The 20,471-nt window shown below is 71.4% G+C and carries 14 protein-coding genes; 8 read left to right on the forward strand and 6 right to left on the reverse strand.

All coding sequences use genetic code 11. The features are described from left to right. The first annotated feature begins 131 nt into the window (after positions 1–131). From RKD20_RS25090 to RKD20_RS25100, 3 genes are all read left to right on the forward strand, one after another. The gene (locus tag RKD20_RS25090) at positions 132–971 is read left to right on the forward strand and encodes an LLM class F420-dependent oxidoreductase (RefSeq protein ID WP_424879682.1); all 840 of its coding nucleotides are present in this window, start codon (positions 132–134) and stop codon (positions 969–971) included. 58 nt (positions 972–1,029) lie between these two features. Continuing rightward, positions 1,030–3,642, forward strand: a complete 2,613-nt coding sequence (locus tag RKD20_RS25095; protein ID WP_424879683.1) for a bifunctional FO biosynthesis protein CofGH — start codon at positions 1,030–1,032, stop codon at positions 3,640–3,642. Positions 3,643–3,733: 91 nt separating this feature from the next. Continuing rightward, the gene (locus RKD20_RS25100) at positions 3,734–4,294 is read left to right on the forward strand and encodes a hypothetical protein (RefSeq protein WP_424879684.1); all 561 of its coding nucleotides are present in this window, start codon (positions 3,734–3,736) and stop codon (positions 4,292–4,294) included. On the opposite strand, the gene RKD20_RS25105 is transcribed toward RKD20_RS25100, so the two are convergent. Then, positions 4,287–4,793, reverse strand: coding sequence for a DUF2165 domain-containing protein (locus tag RKD20_RS25105; protein WP_424879685.1), 507 nt, complete (start codon positions 4,791–4,793; stop codon positions 4,287–4,289). The two genes, RKD20_RS25100 and RKD20_RS25105, sit on opposite strands and share 8 nt — an antisense overlap. A gap of 90 nt (positions 4,794–4,883) precedes the next feature. On the opposite strand from RKD20_RS25105, the gene RKD20_RS25110 reads away from it, so the two are divergent. Next, positions 4,884–8,192, forward strand: coding sequence for a tetratricopeptide repeat protein (locus RKD20_RS25110; protein ID WP_424879686.1), 3,309 nt, complete (start codon positions 4,884–4,886; stop codon positions 8,190–8,192). 10 nt (positions 8,193–8,202) lie between these two features. Here RKD20_RS25110 and RKD20_RS25115 read toward each other — a convergent pair whose 3' ends face one another. Next, on the reverse strand, positions 8,203–8,586 hold the full coding sequence (locus RKD20_RS25115) for a winged helix-turn-helix transcriptional regulator (RefSeq protein ID WP_424883313.1): 384 nt from the start codon (positions 8,584–8,586) through the stop codon (positions 8,203–8,205). A 92-nt stretch (positions 8,587–8,678) separates the two neighbouring features. Here RKD20_RS25115 and RKD20_RS25120 point away from each other — a divergent pair, with 92 nt between their 5' ends. Both RKD20_RS25120 and RKD20_RS25125 read left to right on the forward strand, forming a co-directional pair. Further along, on the forward strand, positions 8,679–9,503 hold the full coding sequence (locus tag RKD20_RS25120; protein WP_424879687.1) for an NAD(P)H-binding protein: 825 nt from the start codon (positions 8,679–8,681) through the stop codon (positions 9,501–9,503). A 96-nt stretch (positions 9,504–9,599) separates the two neighbouring features. Further along, positions 9,600–10,718, forward strand: a complete 1,119-nt coding sequence (locus tag RKD20_RS25125) for an ADP-ribosylglycohydrolase family protein (protein WP_424879688.1) — start codon at positions 9,600–9,602, stop codon at positions 10,716–10,718. Between the two features lie 31 nt (positions 10,719–10,749). Here the strand turns inward: RKD20_RS25125 and RKD20_RS25130 are convergent, their stop codons facing one another. Both RKD20_RS25130 and RKD20_RS25135 read right to left on the reverse strand, forming a co-directional pair. Continuing rightward, positions 10,750–12,330, reverse strand: coding sequence for a sodium:solute symporter family protein (locus RKD20_RS25130; RefSeq protein ID WP_424879689.1), 1,581 nt, complete (start codon positions 12,328–12,330; stop codon positions 10,750–10,752). A gap of 126 nt (positions 12,331–12,456) precedes the next feature. Continuing rightward, positions 12,457–13,245 (reverse strand): SDR family oxidoreductase, encoded by a 789-nt coding sequence (locus RKD20_RS25135; RefSeq protein WP_020121693.1) that lies wholly within the window; start codon positions 13,243–13,245, stop codon positions 12,457–12,459. A gap of 97 nt (positions 13,246–13,342) precedes the next feature. Between RKD20_RS25135 and RKD20_RS25140 the strand changes: the two genes are divergently transcribed. Beyond that, positions 13,343–14,170, forward strand: coding sequence for a hypothetical protein (locus tag RKD20_RS25140; protein ID WP_424879690.1), 828 nt, complete (start codon positions 13,343–13,345; stop codon positions 14,168–14,170). Between the two features lie 84 nt (positions 14,171–14,254). On the opposite strand, the gene RKD20_RS25145 is transcribed toward RKD20_RS25140, so the two are convergent. Beyond that, positions 14,255–16,108, reverse strand: a complete 1,854-nt coding sequence (locus RKD20_RS25145) for an MFS transporter (RefSeq protein ID WP_424879691.1) — start codon at positions 16,106–16,108, stop codon at positions 14,255–14,257. Between the two features lie 155 nt (positions 16,109–16,263). Continuing rightward, positions 16,264–19,311 (reverse strand): D-alanyl-D-alanine carboxypeptidase, encoded by a 3,048-nt coding sequence (locus RKD20_RS25150; RefSeq protein ID WP_424879692.1) that lies wholly within the window; start codon positions 19,309–19,311, stop codon positions 16,264–16,266. Positions 19,312–19,546: 235 nt separating this feature from the next. On the opposite strand from RKD20_RS25150, the gene RKD20_RS25155 reads away from it, so the two are divergent. After that, entirely contained in the window at positions 19,547–20,302 is a 756-nt protein-coding gene (locus tag RKD20_RS25155; protein ID WP_057608460.1) for a GOLPH3/VPS74 family protein, read from the forward strand. Positions 20,303–20,471: the final 169 nt, after the last annotated feature.

Genomic DNA, 20,471 nt, shown 5'->3' on the forward strand with positions numbered 1-20,471 from the left:
CCGACAGCCCCGACAGACGACCGACAGCCCCAGCAGACGACCGACGGCGCGCACCGCACTCGCCGCCGGTCCCCGTCAATGCCGACCAGTCGGTATGGACATCCCCGCCCCCGCCAGGTACAGATGCAGTCATGCGCATCTCCGTGACGATCTTCCTCACCGACGAGACCATCACCCCGACCCGGCTCGCCCGTGAGCTGGAGGCGCGGGGCTTCGCCGGGCTGTATCTGCCCGAGCACACCCACATCCCCGTCGAACGGGTCACCCCGTACCCCGCGGGTGGCGACCTGCCGCGCGAGTACGGCCGTACCCTCGACCCCTTCGTCGCGCTCGGCCAGGCCGCCGCCGTCACCGAGCGGCTCGGTCTCGGCACCGGCATCACGCTCGTCGCCCAGCACGACCCGATCGATCTGGCCAAGCAGATCGCCACCCTCGACCACCTCTCCGGCGGCCGCTTCACGCTAGGGCTCGGCTTCGGGTGGAACGTAGAGGAAGCCGCCGACCACGGCGTCGAGTGGCGGACCCGGCGCGAGCTCGTCCGGGACCGGATGGCGCTCATGCAGGCCCTCTGGGCGGACGAACCGACCGCCTACGAAGGGGAGTTCGGGAGCGTCAGGGCCAGCCACGCCTTCCCCAAGCCCGTCCAGAAGCGGACCCTGGTGGGCGGCGCCGCCGGGCCCAAGCTGTTCTCCCACATCTGCGAGTACGCCGACGGCTGGCTGCCCATCGGCGGACGCGGCCTGAGCGAGTCCCTGCCCGTGCTGCGCACCGCCTGGGCCGACGCGGGCCGCGACCCGGCGGCGCTGCAGGTGGTGCCGTACGCCGTCTTCCCGAACCCCGGCAAGCTCGCGCACTACGCCGACCTCGGCATCGAGGAGGTCGTGGTGCAGCTGCCTCCGGCGGGGGAGGACGAGGTGCTGAAGGCGCTGGACGAATATGCCCGTTATGTCGGGGGCGGCGGTGAGGTGTGATGTCACCCACCTCCAGGCAGCTCCTCTGCCCTGATCACACCGCTCGTATGCTCGAAGGATGACGACCTCCGCGACCTCCGGAACCGGCCCCACCGACCGCCCCGGCGGTACCGGCCCCACCGAGAACTCCCTGCGTCGCGCTCTCAAACGTGCCCGGGACGGCGTCGCGCTCGACGTCTCCGAGGCCGCGGTGCTGCTCCAGGCCCGCGGCCCGGCCCTGGACGACCTCACCGCGTCCGCCGCCCGGGTCAGGGACGCGGGACTCGAACAGGCGGGCCGCCCCGGTGTCATCACGTACTCGAAGAGCGTCTTCATCCCGCTGACCCGGCTGTGCCGGGACAAGTGCCACTACTGCACCTTCGTGACCGTCCCCGGCAAGCTCCGCCGCGCCGGGCACGGCATGTTCATGTCCCCCGACGAGGTCCTGGACGTGGCCCGCAAGGGTGCCGCGCTGGGCTGCAAGGAAGCCCTGATCACCCTCGGCGACAAGCCCGAGGACCGCTGGCCGGAGGCCAGGGAGTGGCTGGACGCGCATGGTTACGACGACACCATCGCCTACGTCCGGGCCATCTCCATCCGGATCCTGGAGGAGACGGGACTCCTCCCGCACCTCAACCCGGGCGTGCTGTCCTGGACCGACTTCCAGCGGCTGAAGCCGGTCGCGCCGTCCATGGGCATGATGCTGGAGACGACCGCGACCCGCCTGTGGTCCGAGCCCGGCGGGCCGCACCACGGCTCCCCGGACAAGGAGCCCGCCGTGCGGCTGCGGGTGCTGGAGGACGCCGGCCGTTCCTCCGTCCCCTTCACCTCCGGCATCCTCATCGGGATCGGGGAGACCTACGAGGAGCGCGCCGAGTCCCTCTTCGCGCTCCGGCGCACGGCACGGGCGTACCACAGCGTCCAGGAGCTGATCATCCAGAACTTCCGCGCCAAGCCGGACACCGCGATGCGCGGCATGCCGGACGCGGAACTGGACGAACTGGTCGCCGCGGTGGCCGTCGCCCGGCTCATCATGGGCCCGGCCGCCAACATCCAGGCCCCGCCGAACCTCGTCGACAGCGAGTACGAGCGCCTGATCGGGGCGGGCATCGACGACTGGGGCGGGGTCAGCCCGCTCACCGTCGACCACGTCAACCCCGAGCGCCCCTGGCCCCAGATCGAGGAGCTCACCGAGCGGTCCGCCGCGGCCGGCTTCGAGCTGCGGGAACGGCTGTGCGTGTACCCCGAGTTCGTGCAGCGCGGCGAGCCCTGGCTGGACCCGAGGCTGCGCCCGCATGTGGCGGCGCTGGCCGACCCGGAGACGGGCCTCGCGCGCCCCGGCGCCCTCCCGGAGGGGCTGCCGTGGCAGGAGCCGGAGGAGGTGTTCGTGGCCTCGGGGCGTACGGATCTGCACGCCTCCATCGACACCGAGGGCCGTACCTCCGACCGCCGCGACGACTTCGACGAGGTCTACGGCGACTGGGGCGCCCTGCGCGAGGCGGCCGCCCCCGGCATGGTGCCCGAGCGCATCGACACGGACGTGCGCGAGGCGCTGCGCACGGCCGCCGACGACCCCACGAAGCTGACCGACGACGAGGCCCTCGCGCTGCTGCACGCCGACGGGCCGGCCCTGGACGCGCTCACCCGGATCGCCGACGACGTCCGCAGGTCGGTGACCGGTGACGACGTCACGTACATCGTCACCCGGAACATCAACTTCACCAACGTCTGTTACACGGGCTGCCGTTTCTGCGCCTTCGCCCAGCGGCGCACCGACGCCGACGCCTACACGCTCTCCCTGGACCAGGTGGCCGACCGCGCCCAACAGGCCTGGGAGGTCGGCGCGGTGGAGGTCTGCATGCAGGGCGGGATCCACCCGGACCTGCCCGGCACGGCGTACTTCGACATCGCGAAGGCGGTGAAGGAGCGGGTGCCCGGCATGCATGTGCACGCCTTCTCGCCGATGGAGGTCGTCAACGGCGCCACCCGCACCGGCATGTCCATCCGCGAGTGGCTGACGACGGCCAAGGAGGCGGGCCTCGACTCCATCCCCGGCACGGCCGCCGAGATCCTCGACGACGAGGTCCGCTGGGTGCTGACCAAGGGCAAGCTGCCGACGGCGACCTGGATCGAGGTGATCGAGACGGCGCACGAGGTCGGCCTCCGGTCCTCCTCGACGATGATGTACGGCCATGTCGACCAGCCCCGCCACTGGCTGGGCCACCTGCGCACCCTGGCGGGCATCCAGCAACGCACCGGCGGCTTCACGGAGTTCGTGACGCTCCCCTTCATCCACACCAACGCCCCGGTGTACCTGGCCGGTATCGCCCGCCCGGGCCCGTCCATGCGGGACAACCGGGCGGTCACGGCGATGGCCAGGCTGCTCCTCCACCCCTGGATACCGAACATCCAGACCAGCTGGGTGAAGCTCGGCACCGAGGGCGCGGCCGAGATGCTCCGCTCCGGCGCGAACGACCTCGGCGGCACCCTCATGGAGGAGACGATCTCGCGGATGGCGGGGTCGTCGTACGGCTCCTACAAGTCGGTGAAGGACCTGATCGCGGTCGCGGAGGCGGCGGGCCGTCCCGCCCGCCCGCGCACCACGCTGTACGGAGAGGTGCCGCAGGAGCGGCAGAAGGCGGCGCGGGTCTCCGACGGGCATCTGCCGGAGCTGCTGCCGGTGCTGGACTGAGAGCCGGGCCGACGGCTGGGAGGACAGGTGTCGAGACGGGGGCCGGTACGATGATCCGACCCCCGTTCGACGGGGATCCTTAGCCGAGGAGATGCGTGCCGTGCCAGCCCCGAAGGTCTGGGTGACGGGTCTGACCGTGGGGGCGATCGCCGCCGTCGTCGCCCTGGCCGTACAGGCCGACAAGGGAACCAAGCCGACCGCGGCCGCCACCGCCCGGCCCAGCGTGTCGGCCTCCCCGAGCGCCTCCGCGCGGCCCGAGCCGTCCGCGACCGCGGTCCCGGACAGCTCAGGCACCGGCCGCCGGATCGTCTACTCGCTCGGCGAGAAGCGGGTGTGGCTCATCGACGCGAGCGAGGCGGCCCGGCGGACCTTCGCCGTCTGGCCGGGGGCGGTCGACCCCGCCCCCGGCACCTACTCCGTCTCGCTGCGCCGGGGAGACCCGACGACCGGGTCCGACGGCGTGCGGATCGAGCACATCGTGTACTTCACCGCCGTGGACGGCGTGAACGTCGCCTTCTCCAACGCGGTGGACGGCTCCTCGCCCCCGCCCGCGAACGGCACCCGGACCGGCGGCATCCGCATGAAGACCGCGGACGGCTCGGCCTTGTGGACGTTCGGCGAGACGGGCACGAAGGTCGTCGTCGTCAACTAGCGCTGCGGTCCGGCAGGTTGACCACCAGCAGGACGATCCCGCTGAAGACGAACACCCGCAGGGCGGCGTCCAGCCCGTTCCAGGTGTCCGACTGCCACATGGAGAACCACTCGCCGCCGATCGCGATGAACCCGGCGCCGAACAGCAGCATGAGCATGAGCAGACCGTAGGTGGAGAACCGCCGGGCCGCCTGGTCGTCCCGGCGCACCCACAGCCATGTGCCGTAGATCAGCACGAGCGCAGCGAGCGTCTCCCAGACGATGATCGCGACATACGCCGTGTTCTGAAGTCCCTTGCTGGTGACGGCTCTCCACATCAGATCGTCGTCCTTGAACGTCGTATCCATGGCGAGAACGTGCTGCACGAACGCCTGGTTCGTCCCGAAGTCCGTGATGTTCCCGAACGCGACGAGCGCTATGTACAGCGCAACGCTCGCGGTGAGGAGAGTGGCGGAGAGGTGGAGTGCGCTTCGTGTGGTGCGTGGGGGTGTCGATGCCATGGAGGCCATCCTTCCCTGTGCGGGACGGCGTGATCCACATCGGTTGCGCCAGAATGAGAGGCGGACCGGCCGCGACGAGGGGACGAACGGATGACGCAGGCGCAGCCGTCGGCGCAGGAGCTGATCCAGCGTCGCACCCGGGCCGGTTTCGTGGGCCGCGAGGCCGAACGGACCGCGTTCCTCCAGAACTTCGACATCCCGCCCGGAGACCCCCGGCACCGCTTCCGCTTCCACGTCCACGGCAGTGCGGGCATCGGAAAGACCTCCCTGGTCCAGGAGTTGGCGCAGCTCGCCCGCGAACGCGGGGCGCTCACGGCCTACGTCGACGACGGCATCGGCAGCGTCCCGGAGGCCATGGAGACGCTGTGCCACGAATTCGTCGACCAGGGAAGGAGGTTGAAGGATCTGGAACGGCGCCTCGCCACCTGGCGGGACCGGCGGCGCGAGGCGGAGGCCGCCCTCGCCGCCCTCGCCCCGGAGTCCACGCCCCAGACGGCCTCGGCCGGAAGCAGGATCGCCGTGGACCTCGGCCTGACCGCCCTGGAAACAGCCCTGCCGGGCGCCGGACTCGTCACCCGCGCCCTTCCCGCCGACCGGCTCGCCCAGGGGGCCGACCGGCTGCGGGCCGGCCTCGGCGCCCGCTTCCGCAACCTCGACGACGTCGACCTGGTGCTCACCCCGGAGCGGGTCCTCACCCCGGTGCTGCTCGCCGAACTGAGGGCCGCCGCCTCCGCCGTACCGTGGATCGTCCTGTTCTTCGACACCTACGAGCGGACCGGCCCCTTCCTCGACCCGTGGCTGTACGACGTCCTGACCAAGCCGCGTGAGCACGGCCGGCTGCCCGCCGCCGTGGTGGTGGTCACCGCGGGCCAGCGCCCCCTGGACACCGCCCACTGGGGCGGCCTGGACTCGGTGGCGGAGCTGCCGCTCGCCCCCTTCACCGAGGCCGAGGCGCGCCGCCTGCTCGCCGCGCGGGGCGTGGTGGCCGAACCGGTCGTCGAGGAGGTGCTGCGCCTGACGGGCGGCCTTCCGGTCCTGGTGTCGACCCTCGCGGCCAAACGCCCCGACGGCCCCGACGACGTGCTCGACCCGAGCTCGACCGCGGTGCAACGCTTCCTGAGGCCGGAACCGGAGCCCCTGCGGAAGGTCGCCCGGGCCTGCGCGCTCCCGAGACGGCTGGACGCGGACGTCTTCCGGGTGCTCGTCGCCGCCGCGGAGGACGAACTGGACGCCCAGTACGCGTGGTTGACCGGGCTGCCGTTCGTCACCCAGCGCGGCGAGCGTCTCCAGTACCACGACGTCGTACGGGCCCAGATGCTCCGCATGGAGCGGCGCCGGTCCCGCACCGAGTGGACGACCCGGCACCGGCGGCTGGCGGAGGCGTTCGCCGAGTGGCGCGAGGACGCCGAGTGCGGCCGGCGCGACGCGGAGCTGTGGTCCGACGAGGAGTGGTGCGAACTGCGCCTGGAGGAGGTCTACCACCTGCTCTCTGCCCGCCCGCCCGCGGCGCTCGCCGAGGCCCTGCGCGGCTTCGTCGTGGCCTGCCGCCAGGACGAGGTCGTCGCCCGCCGCTGGGCGCGGATGCTGGAGGAGGCGGGCGACGCGGCGGAGCACGCCGTACTGCGCGAGTGGGGAAGGTCGTTGGGTGCGGCGCTCGCGGACGAGGAGAGCGGGATGACCGGAGCGGCGGACCTGCTCCTGGCCCGCCCCGGTCTCGACCCGGCCGGCCGGGCGGAGGCGCACGTGCTGCGCGCCCGGGAACTGCGCAGGCGCCAGGAGTACCCGCAGGCCCTGGAGGAGTACGACCGCGCGGTCGAACTGGATCCGCTGCAGCCGCTGGCCCACTACGGCCGGGGCCTCACCCACCAGCTCATGGAGGACTACCCGGCGGCACTGGCCGCCCTCGACCGGGCCGTCGAACTGGCTCCGGGCAACGGGTGGATCATCGCCGAACGGGCCGAGACCCACCGCCTCGCGTCCCACCTGGAGCAAGCCGTCGTCGACTACACCCGTGCCGTCGCCCTCGACCCGACCGACGACGTCGCCCTGGCCGGGCGGGCGGTGTGCCGGCACGGCCTGGGCATGCTCGACGAGTCGCTGGCCGACTTCAACCGTGCGCTGAGCATCGATCCGGAGCACCTGTGGGCGCTGGTGCGCAGGGCCCGGCTGCACCGCACGCGGGGCGACCTGGACAAGGCGTTCGCCGACCTGGACCGGGCGTACGAGCTGGCGCCCGACCTGGCCTGGATCGCGTCGGAACGCGGGGACGCGTACCGGATCGCGGGGCGGTACGAGGACGCGGTGACGGAGCTGGGGCGCGCGGTGTCCCTGGAGCCGGGCTACGCGTCGGCACTGGCCAGCCGCGGCCAGGCACTGTACGAACTCGGCCGGTACGACGAGGCGTTGGCCGCCTTCGACGGGGCCGTCGGGCTGATCCCCGACTACGCCTGGGCCCTGGTGATGAGATCCCGGACCAGAGGCCGACTGGACGACCAGGAGGGCGTGTTCGAGGACCTGCGGCGGGCCGTCGACGCGGAGCCGGACGCCCACTGGATCCAGTCCGAGCTGGGCTGGGCCTACTGGCTGGCGGGCCGGCACGACGAGGCGACGGCCGTCCTGCGCGCCCTCCTGGCGCGGGACCCGGACCACGAGACCGCCTTGGCGGGTCTGGGAGCGATTCACCACGACCGCAAGTCCTACGAGGAGGCCCTGCACCACCTGGACCGTGCGGTGGCCGCCGACCCCGAGTACGCCTGGGCCTACGGCCGCCGGGGCCGGGTGTGTCTGGCGATCGGCCGCACCGAGCAGGCCCTGTCCGACCTGGAGCAGTGCGTGGCACTGGATCCCGGGATGACGTGGGAGCGGGGAGCGGTGATCGAACTGCTGTGGACGAGCGGGCGCCGGGAGGAGGCGGAGCAGCGGCTGGCGGCGACCCCCCTCGCAGACCTGGACGACACCCGCGTCGAACTCCACCGTCACCACGGCCGGTGGGCGCAGGCCCGCGCCCTCGCCGAACGCCTGCGTGAGCGGGATCCGGTCTCCGGCACCTTCCAACTGGCCATGACGGTCCACTGCTCAGAAGGCCCCGAGGCAGCCGAACCCCTCTGGCGCGACCTCGCCCGACTGGTCGAGGACCCGGCCATCGAGCCTGTGACACGAGCCCAGGCCCACTGCTTCCTGGGCTGCGCACTGGCCGACGCCCCGGCGGCGGACCGGGGCCTGTCCGAACTCCTCGCCCTCGCCCCGGAATTGGACGACCTGGCCACCCTGGCCGACATCCTCACCGAGCTCCTCACCGCCCCGGGGACGGAGGACCGGTCCTCCCGCACGGCGACCTGCCGTGCGGCGGTGAGCGAGGCGAGGGACGCGATCCAGGCCCAGTGGTCGGCGAGGAGCTGAGGACGGGGGGTCACGCCTGGCGGACGCCGCTCCCGTCCTTGGCGTCATAGGCCCGCCGTGCCGCCTCCACCTTCTCCAGGTTCGGTGACCACTCGGCCAGCGTCGCGAACAACGGGGCCAGGCTGCGGCCGAGTTCGGTGATCTCGTACTCGACGCGCGGCGGGACCTCCGCGTGGTACGTGCGGTGGACCAGGCCGTCGCGTTCGAGTTGGCGCAGCCGTTGCGTCAGGACCTTCGGGGTGATCGTGGCGATCCGGCGTTCCACTTCCACGAAGCGCTGACGGCCGTACTCGTGCAGGGCCCAGAGGATCGGCGTGGTCCAGCGGCTGAAGACGATGTCGACGACGGGAGCGATGGGGCAGGCGTTCTGGGGTGTGGTCTCCGTCACATCAATGCCTTCCGTCCATTACTTTCCTCTAGGTACCTACTGGCCTCCTGATAGTAGCTTCGCCGGTGTCCACAGAAGCCTCCGGATTGGGGAGCAACATGATCGTGGTGACCGGTGCTACGGGGAACGTCGGGCGGCCGCTGGTGAGGGCGCTTCTCGCGGCGGGGGAGCGGGTGACGGCCGTCTCCCGGCGGAGTCCGGACGAACTTCCGCCAGGGGTACGGCATCATCGGGCCGACCTCGCCGCACCCCGGACCCTCAAGCCCGCCCTCGACGGCGCGGAGTCCCTCTTCCTCCTGACCTCCGGCGACTTCGTGGCGCAGGGCGGCAACCTCGACGACGTTCTGGAAGTCGTCCGGGCCGGTGGGGTCCGGCGGGTCGTGCTGCTGTCCTCGCAGGGCGTCAGCACCGGCGACCATCCCGCCGCACTCGAGGAGGCCGTACGGCGGTCGGGGCTCGGCTGGACCATGCTGCGGCCCGCCGGGTTCCACTCCAACACCCTCCAGTGGGCCGGTGCGGTGCGCGCCGAGCGGACCGTGGCGGCGCCCTTCGGGGACGTCGCGCTGCCGACCGTCGACCCGGACGACATCGCCGAGGTCGCCGCCGTCGCGCTGCGGGATCCCGAACATGCGGGGCACGTCCACGAGTTGACCGGCCCCGCCCCGATATCGCCTCGGCAGCAGGCCGCCGCCCTCGCGGACGCGCTGGGCGAACCCGTGCGGTTCGTCGAGCAGACCCGGGCCGAGGCCAGGGCCGGGATGGTCCGGTTCATGCCGGAGCCGATCGCGGACGCCACCCTCGACATCCTCGGCGACCCGTCGCAGGGGCTGCGCCGCGTCAGCCCCGACATCGAGCGGGTCCTCGGCCGCCCGGCCCGTGCCTACGCGGACTGGGCGGCCGGCCACGTCTCCGCCTTTCGGTAATAGGGGCGCATACCCACACGCCCCCTGAACCCCGGACCTCCCTTCGATTACAGTGCTGAGCGTCGTACATACGGACGGTCGCCACGGGAGGTCTTGGTGGGTGCGACAGCCGGGGCCGTCGTCTGGGGGCGTGCCGAGCAGCAGGACTTCCGGAGCCGGGTGCGCGGGACGCTCCTCGGGGTGGCCGTGGGCGACGCGCTGGGTGCGCCGGTCGACGGGCTCGGACTGGACGAGATCCGGGAGGCGTACGGCGCCGAGGGGCTCGTGGACCTGGCGTTCGGGTACGGCCGGCGCGGCGCCGTCACTCATCTCACCCAGCTCAACCTGTTCACCGTGGACGGGCTCATCCGGGCCCAGGTGCGCCGGGACACCGGTGCCTGGCACCCGCCCACCGACCTGCACCGGGCGTATCTGCGCTGGGCGGCCACCCAGCGCGACTGGGGGCCCGACGAGCGGCGCAAGGAGGACGGCTGGCTGGCCCGGGAGGAGTGGCTGTACGCCCGCCGCGACCCGACCCGCTCCCTGCTCGTCGGGTTCGGCGACGACACCATGGGCACGCTGGAGTCGCCCAAGAACCCGAACGAGCTCGGGCCCGAGGCCACGGCCCGTTCCGCGCCCTTCGGGCTGCTCGTCGGATGGGAGCCGCAGCTCGTCGTACAGCTGGCCGTGGAGTGCGCCGCGCAGACCCACGGGCATCCCGTCGCCTACCTGTCGGCGGGCGCGTACGCCGTGATCGTGCACGCGCTGGCCCTCGGCGACAGCCTGGACGGGGCCGTGCAGCGGGCGCTCGCGCTGCTGGCGGCGCGGCCCGGGCACGAGCCGGTGTCGGACGCGCTCCAGCACGCGCTGGGTGCCGTACGGCAGGGGATGCCCACGCCGGCGCGGGTGGAGGAGCTCGCCGCCGACGGTTCGGCGGACGGGCTGCTGTCGGCCGCCGTGTACTGCGCGCTGGTCGGGGAGGACGTACGGCACGGTCTGTGCCTCGCCGTGAACCACGACGGACCCTCCGCCGCGGCCGGCGCCCTCACCGGCGGCCTGCTCGGCGCCCTGCACGGCGAGACGGCCCTCCCGCCGGCCTGGCTGGCCGAGCTGGAGGGCCGTCCCACTCTGCTGGAACTCGCCGACGACTTCGCGATGGAGATGACCCAGGGGCCCGCGCTGCACGGGCCCGGGGGTGCGTCGCCGGGGTGGCTTGCCCGCTATCCGCGGGCGTAGACCAGTCCAGTAGTCAGTCCAGTAGGAAGTGCTAGTCCTTCACCTTCGCACCGATCACGTCCTGCACACCGCCCGCCGGAGTGGGGATCGCCGCGGCGGCCGCCCCGTCGCCGTCCCCGTCGGTGTTGATCTTCTCGATGATCGCGAGACGCTCCGGGGTGTCCTCGGGTTTGATGAAGCCGATGAGGATGTAGAGGACCAGGGAGACGGCCAGCGGGATCGAGACCTGGTACTGGAGCGGGACACCGCCGTCGACGTTCCAGTTGATCGGGTAGTTGACCAGCCAGAAGGCGAGCAGACCCATCGACCAGCTGGTGAGCGCGGCGGTGGGTCCGGAGCGGCGGAACGGGCGGAGCAGGCCGAGCATCATCGGGATGGCCATCGGGCCCATGAGTCCGGCCACCCACTTGATCACGACGGTGATGATGTCCTTGAACGCGGGGGAGTTGACCTGGGTCGCCGCCGCCATCGACAGGCCGAGGAAGACGACGGTCGTGATGCGGGCGACCCTGAGGCCCTGCCCCTGGTTCCAGCTGCGCGCCCTGCGCCACACCACCGGTGCGCAGTCCCGGGTGAAGACGGCCGCGATCGCGTTGGCGTCGGAGGAGCACATGGCCATGGTGTGCGAGAAGAAGCCGACGATGACCAGGCCCAACAGGCCGTGCGGCAGGAGCTGTTCGGTCATCAGGCCGTAGGAGTCGGAGCCGTCGGGCTTCTGCGAGTGGACAAGGAGCGGTGACATCCACATGGGGAAGAAGAGGACGACCGGCCACACCAGCCACAGGATCGCCGACAGGCGCGCCGAGCGCTCGGCCTGGTGCGCGTTGGCCGTGGCCATGTAGCGCTGGGCCTGGTTGAGCATGCCGCCGTTGTACTCGAAGAGCTTGATGAAGAGGAAGGCGAGCAGGAAGACCGTTCCGTACGGCCCCACCAGCGGCTCTCCGTGACCCTGGAGCTCCGGCTCGTCCCAGGCGCCGAAGAAGCCGATGCCCTTGTCGTTGAGTTTGAGGACGACGGCGACGAACATCGCGACACCGGCGAGGAGTTGGATGACGAACTGGCCCAACTCGGTGAGCGCGTCGGCCCACAGGCCGCCGATCGTGCAGTAGACGGCCGTGATGGCGCCGGTGATCAGGATGCCCTGGTTGAGCGAGATCCCGGTGAAGACCGACAACAGGGTCGCGATGGCGGCCCACTTGGCGCCGACGTCCACGATCTTCAGCAGCATGCCGGACCAGGCCAGCGCCTGTTGGGTCTTCAGGTCGTAGCGGTTCTTGAGGTATTCGAGCGGGGACGCCACATGGAGTCGTGAGCGCAGCCGGTTGATGCGCGGCGCGAACAGCTTCGAGCCGATCGCGATGCCGAGGGCGATGGGGAAGGACCAGGTGACGAAGGAGGTGACGCCGTAGGTGTAGGCGATGCCCGCGTACCCGGTGAACATCACCGCGCTGTAGCCCGACATGTGGTGCGAGATGCCGGACAGCCACCAGGGCATCTTGCCGCCGGCGGTGAAGAAGTCGCTGACGTCGTCCACGCGTTTGTGCGACCAGACGCCGATCGCGACCATCACGCCGAAATAGCCGATGAGCACGGCCCAGTCGAGACCGTTCATATGCGCCCTCCCAGGGTTCAGCCCGGCGCTCATCGTGGGCGCCACCGCGTGGACACGACAAGCTGGTGTAGGGTCAAGGGGAGGTAAAAGTATTCGAGATGATGGCCTGCGTTCACCTACATGAACTCACCGCATCAGCTCCCCGGCGTTGACCAGCAACGACTGTCCGGTGATCGCCCGCGCCCGGTCCGAGGCCAGGAACACCGTCGCGTCCGCCACGTCCCCGTCGGTCGCGAGCTCGGGCAGCGCCATCCGGTCGGTGAGCCGCTTCAGCACGTCCGCCTCCGGCACCTTCTCCGTATGGGCCGTGAACTGCACGTACGCCTGCACCGGCGGCCCCCACATCCAGCCCGGCAGCACGGTGTTGACCCGGATCCGGTCCGGTCCGAGCTCCCGCGCCAGCGAGTACATCGCGCTGGTCAGCGCCCCCTTCGAGGCGGCGTACGCGGCCTGCCGCACCTGCGAGGGGGCGGCCACGGCCGACTGCGTCCCGACGAACACCACCGACCCGCCGCCCGCCGCCCGCAGCCCTGCGAGGCACGCCCTGGTCATCCGCAGCGACCCCAGCAGATTCACGTCGATGACCGACTGCCAGCTCGCGAAGTCCGCGTCCTCCAGCCCGCCGAAGTAGCTGTCCCACGCGGCCACCTGCACCACCGCGTCCAGCCGCCCGAACCGCTCCACCGCCAACTCGGCGAGTGCGGCGCACTGTTGCTCGTCGGTGATGTCCGTCGACCGGTACGCGGTGTGCGCCCCGTCCGGATCGATCTCCGCGGCGCTCTTCGCGAGGTTCGCCTCGGTCCGCGCCCCCAGCACGGCGTTCCCGCCGTCCCGTACGACGGCCGCCGCGACCTGGTGACCCAGCCCCGCGCCGACTCCCGACACGACGACGGTCTTCCCGGAGAGAAGTGACATACCGGCGGCCTCCCTGATTCCTGCCTGGTTCCTGGCTCTGGCGCATTATCTGACGGGGCGTCAGAGTATGGGCGAGCGCTGGAGGAGGGAAGGTCCGATGTCAGAAGAGACCCGCAGCGAGACGTACGCCGAACTGGCCGCCACAGGACCCTACGGAGTCCGCCCCGGGCACGCGCTGATCACCATGGTCGAACCGCATCCCGGCCACGAGTACGCCTACAACCGCTGGTACGAGGACGACCACTACTACGCCGGCGCGATGGCGATGCCCTGGATGTTCGCCGGCCGCCGCTGGGTGGCCACCCGGGACCTGCAACTCCTTCGCGTCCCGGAGAAGTCGGCGGTGGCCCAGCCGGTGACGGCCGGCTGCTATCTCTCCACCTACTGGGTCACCGACGGCCGCTACGACGACCACATGAAGTGGACGGTGGCCATCAACAAACGCCTCAACCGCGACGCCCGCGTCTACCGCGACCGCACCCACGTCTTCACGGCGTTCCAGGACCACGAGGCCACGGTCTACCGCGACGGAGCGGCGGGCCCGAGGGACTTCCACGCCCTGGACCACCCGTACGCCGGGCTGGTGCTGGAGGTCATCGACGCCGAATCCCCCGAGCGGCGCGGCGAGTTGCTGGAGTGGCTGGTCTCCCGCCACCTGCCGAAGCGCGTGGCGGGCTCACCGGCGGCGATGGTGACCGTGTTCCGCCCGACCCCCTTGCCGGGCGACCGCATGACGTACGTGAAGCAGGTGGAGGGCGTGGACACCCGCGTGACACTGCTGTGGTTCCTGGAAAGGGATCCGCGCGAGTGCTGGGACCCCCATTTCACCGACTTGGAAGAGCCGGCGACGGGCCGCCGCGAGCTGTTGGCGCCTTTCATCCCGACAGTCCCGGGCACGGACACATACGTGGACCAGCTGCGGTAAGCCCCTTAAGGGGCGCGGGGCTGTGTCGATATGCGGCTCCGCCGCGTGGGCGCGACAAGCCCCCACCGGCCCGCAGCCGCGAAACTACTTCAACTCATCCGGACAAGGCGTCCCGCGCGGCACGGTGTACGGCGCCGCCAACCGATACGTCCCCGCCTTCGGCGCCAGCAACATCGTCCACTTGTCCCCGTCCGCGTCCTCCGGCGTCTCCATCAGACACCCGTTGACGTTGTCGAAGACCTTCGGTTCCCCGTCTTCCCGGTTCTTCGACGCCTCCGTCTCCTGCGGAGCCTTCAGCTTCTTGCCCTCCGCGTCGACGATCGACAGCCACGGCGAGTACGGGATCCGGATCAGAATCCGCCCGGCCCTCTTCACCCGCATGGTCATCTCACCCTGCGCGGCCCGGTCGACGACCGTGTTCGGGGAGGCCAGCGGCGCCGGGTCGGTCACCTGGAACAGCTGCCAGTTCGCGTCGCCCCAGATCTGCTTCAGATACGGCATCCCGCGCTGGACCAGCTCCCGCTCCCGCTCGCCCCCGTCCCCGTCGGGCTCGTCCTTGGGCACGACCACGAAGTGCACGGCCCAGCGCTGGAGCCACTCGTGGTAGTTCGCGGAGTTCAGGGTGTCGTCGTAGAAGAGCGGGTTGCGCTCCATGTCGGCCTGCCGGTTCCAGCCCCGGGCGAGGTTGACGTACGGCGCGAGCGCGGACGCCTCGCGGTGGGAGGCGGCCGGTACGACCTCGACGCGGCCCTTCTCGGCGCCGACCTCCTGGAGCTCGTTGACGAGGGGGGCGAGCTCCCGTGCCCAGGACGCCGTGGGGGTGGTGTGGACGACGTCGTCGACGGACTTGAAGCCGATCCAGGTGGTGAAGCCGGCGAAGGCGATGACGGTGGCGTACCACTTGCGGGAGCGCGGCACCGTGAACGGCAGCGCGGCCGCCAGGGCCACCCCCGCGAACAGCATCGACAGGCGCGAGATGTTGGAGCCGATCTGGGAGCTCACCAGCCAGACCAGGACGACCGAGAGGCTGTACACCCCGGCGGTGATCCGGACGGTCGTCCACTCGCGCGGGACGAGGAGGAAGACCAGGACGCCGTACGCCAGCGGCAGCAGCACCGAGGCGATCTTCATGGGCTGGGTGCCGGCGAACGGGAAGAGCCAGGCGGACAGCGCGACGACGGCCGTGGGGGCGAGGCCCAGAGCCCAGGCGCCCGGACGCCGTTTCTGCAGGAAGAGGGCGACCGCCACCAGGCCCACGAACAGGCCGGCGACGGGTGAGGCCATGGTCGCGAGCGCGGCGAGCGGGGCCGCGCACAGGGCCTTGGCCCAGCGTTTGTAGCGCCAGCGGTGCGGCCAGCAGAAGACGACGGCGACCGCGCCGAGCGCGAACATCGTGCCGAGCCCGAAGGTCACCCGGCCCGAGGCCGCGTTGCACAGAAAGGCGTACACGCCCGCCAGCGAGGCCCACAGCGGGTTCTTCACCGACCGGCTGCGGATCAGCACCAGCGTCAGCAGACCGGCCGAGACGGTCCCGGCCAGCATCATCGTCGTACGGACGCCGAGGACCGACATCAGGTACGGCGAGACGATGCTGTACGACACCGGGTGCATGCCGCCGTACCAGGCCAGGTTGTACGCGGAGTCCGGGTGCCGGCCGACGAACTCGGCCCACGCGTCCTGCGCCGCGAGGTCCCCGCCACTGTTCGCGAACGTGAAGAACCAGACGATGTGGAGGACGCCGGAGAGCGCGGTCATGGAGAGGACGGGGTGGCGCAGCAGCCGCTCGCGCAGCGCGAGGAGAGCGGCCCGGACCCTGCCCCGCATGCCCTCGGGAGGGCTGCCGTGCCCGGTCTCAGGGTCTGCGGGCACGCGTATTCGCGGGCCGGTACCCGGGCCCGGGTCGGTGTCGTCGGCGCGTGTCGGCTCCGCAGTGGCCACCTGAAGGCACTCCCCGTGGTGTCCCGTCTTCATTTCTCGGCCGCGCCCCAGCGTCGACCTGCCCCGGTTCGTGACGCTAGCACGCGGCCCGCCGTCCGGGACCCCGGCGGGGTCCGGCCTGCGGGCCGCGTGCGGCGTCCGTCCCGTTCAGCAGATCAGCCGACGCGGGTCAGCTTGTCGGTGAATCCCGGTTCGGTCAGGTCCTTCTGCAGGGTGACGGGGACCTTGACCGCGCCGCCCTCGCCGTCACCGACGGTGAGGGTGCCGACCTTGGTGCCGGCCTTCGCGGTGTGCGGCACCTCGTCGGCGGCGAAGGACAGCTTCACCTTGAAGCCGGCCCAGCCGACGGCGGTGACGTCCTTGGTCAGCACGACGGGGGTGTGACCGCCGAGACCGTCGTCCACATAGCCGACGACGTCGCCCTTCTTGAGGATCTTCGCCGAGGTCAGCTCGTCCCGGGCGGCGAGCATCGCGACCCTGCTGACGTCGTTGACGGTCGTGATGATCGGCGACTTGTGCTGGCCGAGGATCGCGCCGACGACGGTGACGGTCTCCCCGCCGACCTCCTTGCGGGCGGCGAAGAGGAGATTGCCGCCGGCGGCGCTGGTGGTGCCGGTCTTGATGCCGATGGCACCGTTGTAAGGGACCAGATAGTTGTAGTTGTACCACTTCTGTCCGGACGGATCGATCCACTGCCCCATGGACGTGATCTCCATCAGCGCCGGGATCTTCACCAGCTCGTTGCCGAGCTTCACCTGGTCCTCGGCGGTGGAGACGGTGGACTCCTTAAGGCCCGAGGCGTCGGTGTACGTCGTGTTCTTCATGCCGAGTGCCTTGGCGGTGTCGTTCATCTTCTTGATGAACGCCGCCTCGGAACCGGAGTCCCAGCGGGCGAGCAGTCGGGCGATGTTGTTGGCGGACGGGATCATGATCGCCGCGATCGCCTGCCTCTGGGTGAGGACGTCGTCCTTCTTGACGGTGTTGAGGGTGGACTCGCCGTCCTTGTTGTAGCCGCCCTCCTTCTCGGCGAGCGCGTCGACGGTGATCTTCGCGCCCTCCTCGCCGGACTTGAGGGGGTGGTCCTTCAGGACGATGTAGGCGGTCATGGCCTTGGCCACGGAGCCGATCGCGACGGGCGTCTGCTTGCCGAAGTCGCCCATCGTGCCGATGCCGTTGACGTCCATCCAGCCCTGGCCCTGGGTGGGCCAGGGGAGAGTCGCCTTGCTGCCGTCGAAGGTGTAGGAGTCCTCGGCGGTGAGGCTGAGGGTGGGGTTCGGCAGCGGGCGTACGGACTGCGCGATCGCAAACACCACGACCAGCAGGATCAGGATCGGCGTCCAGATCTTGACCCGGCGGCCGAGGGTGCGCAGGGGGCTGGGCGGGGGCGGCGGAGTGTTGGTGAGCTCGGCGAGCAGGTCGAGGGGCGGCTTCGGCGGCAGGGGCTGCTGCGTGGTGCGCTCCGGGCCGACCTGGGGGACGGCGGCGGTCACGTCGGGCTTCGGCCGGGGCTCGTCGAGGGCCTTCAGCGCGACGAACCTGCTCGTCCGCTCGGCGTCGGCCTCCGGCTTGGGCGTCGGCTTGGCCTCCGGCTTGGGCTCCGGTTTGGGCTCCGGCTCGGCCTCGGGGGCCTTGCCGAGCTTCAGCATGGTGGTGGGCTGGTCCACGGCGGGCCGGGGAGCCTTGAAGACGGCGGTGGGCTGGTCGACGGGGGGCGTGTCTTCCGGCTCGTCGTCCGTCGGCGCCTTGTCGGTCACGTCGGCCCGGCCGGGCTCGTCGTCGGTCCGCGGGTCGGTGGGGGCGGGTCGCGCAGCTCCCCGCGCCCCTGAGGGGGCCGGCTCGTCGGCGTCGGCAGGGGTTTCCCCGGCTACGGCCGTCTCGGTGGCCGTCTCCGCCCCGGTGCCGGTGGCGGACGCGTCCTCGGCGCCCTTGCCCTCGGGCTTCTCCGCGGCCCCGGTCTTGCCGGAACCCTCCCCGTCCGCCGTGGCCACCCACGCCGCCACCGCGTCCCGCAGCCGCGCGTCACCGACCCCGGTCGGCTCGTCCCGCTCACCGGCCGCGCTCCCGGAGTCACGGGACCCGTCGGCGGGGTCGTCAGGGCCGTCGGTCGTGTCGGGGCCGTCCGGGGTCTCGGCCGTGCCGGAGTCCTCGGGCCCCTCGGTCGTGCCTGTGTCGTGCGAGTCCTCGGTCGTACCGGGCTCGTCAGGGGCCTTTGCCGGGTCCGTGTCCTCCGGGGTCTTCGCCGCGCCTGTGTCGTCCGAGCCTTCGGCCGCACTGGAGTCCTCGGACCCCTCGGTCGTGCCTGTGTCGTGCGAGTCCTCGGTCGTACCGGGCTCGTCAGGGGCCTTTGCCGGGTCCGTGTCCTCCGGGGTCTTCGCCGCGCCTGTGCCGTCCGAGCCTTCGGCCGCACTGGAGTCCTCGGACCCCTCGGTCGTGCCTGTGTCGTGCGAGTCCTCGGTCGTACCGGGCTCGTCAGGGGCCTTTGCCGGGTCCGTGTCCTCCGGGGTCTTCGCCGCGCCTGTGTCGTCCGAGCCTTCGGCCGCACTGGAGTCCTCGGACCCCTCGGCCGTGCCCGCGTCATGAGAGCGCTCGGCAGTGCCGGAGTCGCCGGAACCCTCGGCGGTACCGGAGTCACCGGGCCCGTCGTCGGGGTCGTCCGGAGTCTCGGCCGCACCGGAGTCCTCAGCCCCCTCCGCCGTGCCCGCGTCCTCCGGGGTCTCCGCCGCACCGGAGCCCTCGGCCGTACCGGAGCCGTCCGAGTCCTCGGCCGCACCGGAGCCCGAGTCCTCGGCCGCACCGGAGTCCTTCGGCCCCTCCGCCGTGCCCCCGTCCTTCGGGCCGTCCGCCGTCGTCGTGTCGTCGTCCGCCGGTGAGGCGTCCTCGGGGGCCTCTGGATGCTCCTCCGCGGCCGAAGGGGCGTCCTCGGGCTCCCCGGTGCCGGGACCGTCCGTTCCAGCCTCTGCGGGGCTCTCGTCGGTGTTCTCGGGGTTCTCGGCGGTCTTCGGGAGATCACGTACCGAGAAGACCCTCGTGGCCGTGTCGACGCCTCCGAGGGAGATCGACTCCCGTGCCACCGCGAGCCGGGGATCGGGTGCGGAACTCCTCGCCTCGGGAACCGGACTCGCGCTCCCCGACGTCGGTTCTGCCGACGACTCGCGCTGCTTCGACCTGTCGGGGGACTCGCCCGCCACCGATGCCTCCTCCATGTGCCGCAGGTGATCGGTATCCGTCACCCTGCGCCTGCCGATCCGTTGAATCGCCGCCCGGGCAGCCGCCACACCACGCTGTCCGAACCATGTACCAGTGTCCTGTGTGTGGCCCTGCCTCAAGCGGTAGACGAGAACGACATACCTACCGGTTCCACTACAAACAGGTCACGCACCCTCGACAGACCAATGTGAGAGGGGTCACCCTGTCTTTCATCCACGCGGGGAGGCATGGATGGGCAGGAGCCGCAGAACACTTCCGGAGGAGCTTCTGCTGCTGGCGTTGGACCCGACCACGGGTACCACCGCACAGCCGCAGTCGCTCGACCTCGGTCTGGCCGGAGCGCAGCTAGTGGAGCTGGCGCTGGCCGGACGGATAGCCCCAGACGGGGATCGTATCGCCGTGGTAGCCCCACGGCCGACAGGAGATCCGACTTTGGACTGCGCGTTGGAGTTGCTGCGAAGGCGTGGCGCTCCCGTGCGGGCAGTGAACTGGATAGGCGGGCCGCGCCTTGGGCTCCGCCAGACCTACCTCTCGCATCTGGAGCGGTGCGGCATGGTGCATGCCGTGGCGGGTCAGATGTGCGGGGTGTTGCCGACGACCCGCTACCAGGCGACGGACAACGAGATCAGCCGGGAGATCAAGTCCCGACTGGACTCGGCGATCCGCACCGGCGTACCGCCGGACCCGCGGACCGCGGCGCTCGCCGCCCTGGCACACGCGGTCGGCCTCGGCAAGCACCTGTATCCGGGCAACGAGGGACGTTCCTCGCGCTCCCGGCTGCGGGACCTGATCAGGCACGACCCGATGGGCGGACTCGTCGCGCACGCCGTGATGGACGTCCAGAACGGCGTGGCCGCACAGCCACGTCGTAGCCCGGCACCGGCCGGCCGTCAGGCCGCCCCCGGAGCCAGGCCCGCGCCGGAACCCGCTCGTGGCGTTCCGATGCAACCGCGCCGAGGACCGATGGCGCGCGCCGTGGCTCACTGAGCCGCAGTCCCACGGCACGCACCGCCGGCAGCACGATCCGCACCACGCACGACCCGCACCACGTACCGCTCAGCCGCCGCACCGTCAGTCCCCAAAGACCCGGTTCGGGAGCCGCTGGTCCGCGCGGGGCGACGGAACCGTACGTCCGTACACCGGGCGTCGCCGGGTT

The organism is Streptomyces sp. SLBN-8D4, assembly GCF_049739545.1.
In the GTDB taxonomy this organism is placed as follows: domain Bacteria; phylum Actinomycetota; class Actinomycetes; order Streptomycetales; family Streptomycetaceae; genus Streptomyces; species Streptomyces canus_C.

Coding starts and splice junctions, on each gene's coding strand:
- RKD20_RS25135 (WP_020121693.1), bottom strand. CDS start 13,245: ATGTCACTTCTCTCCGGGAAGACCGTCGTCGTGTCGGGAGTCGGCGCG.
- RKD20_RS25140 (WP_424879690.1), top strand. CDS start 13,343: ATGTCAGAAGAGACCCGCAGCGAGACGTACGCCGAACTGGCCGCCACA.
- RKD20_RS25105 (WP_424879685.1), bottom strand. CDS start 4,793: ATGGCATCGACACCCCCACGCACCACACGAAGCGCACTCCACCTCTCC.
- RKD20_RS25120 (WP_424879687.1), top strand. CDS start 8,679: ATGATCGTGGTGACCGGTGCTACGGGGAACGTCGGGCGGCCGCTGGTG.
- RKD20_RS25090 (WP_424879682.1), top strand. CDS start 132: ATGCGCATCTCCGTGACGATCTTCCTCACCGACGAGACCATCACCCCG.
- RKD20_RS25100 (WP_424879684.1), top strand. CDS start 3,734: ATGCGTGCCGTGCCAGCCCCGAAGGTCTGGGTGACGGGTCTGACCGTG.
- RKD20_RS25130 (WP_424879689.1), bottom strand. CDS start 12,330: ATGAACGGTCTCGACTGGGCCGTGCTCATCGGCTATTTCGGCGTGATG.
- RKD20_RS25150 (WP_424879692.1), bottom strand. CDS start 19,311: ATGGAGGAGGCATCGGTGGCGGGCGAGTCCCCCGACAGGTCGAAGCAG.
- RKD20_RS25110 (WP_424879686.1), top strand. CDS start 4,884: ATGACGCAGGCGCAGCCGTCGGCGCAGGAGCTGATCCAGCGTCGCACC.
- RKD20_RS25095 (WP_424879683.1), top strand. CDS start 1,030: ATGACGACCTCCGCGACCTCCGGAACCGGCCCCACCGACCGCCCCGGC.
- RKD20_RS25155 (WP_057608460.1), top strand. CDS start 19,547: ATGGGCAGGAGCCGCAGAACACTTCCGGAGGAGCTTCTGCTGCTGGCG.